Source organism: Halomonas colorata (genome assembly GCF_014897985.1).
Taxonomy (GTDB): Bacteria; Pseudomonadota; Gammaproteobacteria; order Pseudomonadales; family Halomonadaceae; genus Vreelandella; species Vreelandella colorata.
The window spans coordinates 1-1,500 of the sequence record NZ_JABUZA010000098.1 but is presented as its reverse complement, the minus strand read 5'-3'; the positions used below and the strand labels follow the sequence as shown (position 1 = coordinate 1,500).

Annotated in this window: 2 protein-coding genes; both read left to right on the top strand. The window is 53.6% G+C overall.

The window, feature by feature from the left end; translation table 11 throughout:
- Window positions 1-537: electron transfer flavoprotein subunit alpha/FixB family protein (locus INT33_RS20930; protein WP_226940228.1), on the top strand; the 537-nt coding region annotated here is incomplete at its 5' end.
- Window positions 538-750: 213 nt separating this feature from the next.
- The gene (locus INT33_RS20925; protein ID WP_193092935.1) at window positions 751-1,362 is read left to right on the top strand and encodes a superoxide dismutase; all 612 of its coding nucleotides are present in this window, start codon (window positions 751-753) and stop codon (window positions 1,360-1,362) included.
- The last annotated feature ends 138 nt before the right edge of the window (window positions 1,363-1,500 follow it).

The following is a 1,500-nucleotide window of genomic DNA, read 5'->3' as shown; positions in this document are numbered from 1 at the left end:
AACGCCATCGCCACGGTGAAAAGCGACGATGCGCTTAAAGTGATGACCGTACGCACCACCGCGTTTGACGCCGTCAGCGACAGCGGTAGCGCCACGGTGGAAGCGGTAGACGTGGTCGTCGAGAACACCCAATCAAGCTTTGTAAAACAAGAGTTGGCGCAGTCCGACCGCCCCGAACTCGGCGGTGCCAAGGTCGTCATCTCCGGTGGCCGCGGCATGGGCAACGGCGACAACTTCAAACTGCTCAACGGGATTGCCGACAAGCTGGGTGCGGCAGTAGGTGCCTCGCGCGCCGCGGTGGATGCTGGCTTTGTACCCAACGATATGCAGGTTGGCCAGACGGGCAAGATCGTCGCCCCGGATCTGTACATTGCGGTGGGGATCTCCGGCGCCATTCAGCACCTGGCGGGCATGAAAGACTCCAAGGTGATCGTCGCGATCAACAAAGACGACGAAGCGCCGATCTTCCAGGTGGCCGACTACGGCCTGGTGGGCGACCTGTTCGAGATCCTGCCCGAGCTTGAAAGCAAGCTGTAAATCGCTACGCCGGATTGCACTTTAGGCCAGTGATTTTAAGCCGGCTCGTTTGTTAGCCGGCTTTTTCGTATGCATGTATTAGATAAACACGCCGTTGTTAGCTAAAGTACGGGCACGACATGAGAAAACGCCGCCAGGGCGGTTGAAAAAGGTGTCGGTTGGCCGCACCTATTAGTAGTGAACGCAACGAAAGCCACTCAAGGAGATGATAATATGGCACATACACTTCCCGAACTGCCGTACGCGTATGACGCTCTCGAGCCGAATATTGATGCGATGACCATGGAAATCCACCATTCGCGTCATCATCAAACGTACGTAAATAACCTCAATGCTGCACTAGAAGGCACGGGTCTTGAGGACGTTGCGATTGAAGAGCTCGTCTCTAACCTGGATCGCGTACCTGAAGCTAAGCGTCAGGCGGTTATTAACAACGGCGGTGGTCATGCTAACCACTCCATGTTCTGGCAAATGATGTCACCCAATGGTGGCGGTCAGCCCCAGGGTGATGTTGCAAAAGCCATTGAAAGTGAGCTGGGTGGCTTGGACACCTTTAAAGAAGAGTTCAAAAAAGCGGCTGTAGGCCGTTTTGGTAGCGGTTGGGCATGGCTCAGCGTTACGCCAGAGAAAAAGCTGGTGGTAGAAAACACCCTGAACCAGGATAGCCCGCTGATGCACGGCAACACGCCGCTGCTGGGTCTGGACGTCTGGGAACACGCTTACTACCTGAAGTATCAGAACAAGCGTCCTGACTATATTTCTGCGTTCTTTGACGTGGTTAACTGGGAAGACGTTGAGCGTCGTTACCAAGCTGCTATCGCTTAATTACGCGTTATGTAAGCTAAGATGCCAGCTTTTGGCGTCTACAAGAGACCGCCCCCTTCGTTTCTGTATAGTACATAGAACTGTGTAATTTTGATAAAAACCCCCTTAATGGGGGTTTCTTTTTTCTGAAGACTACGC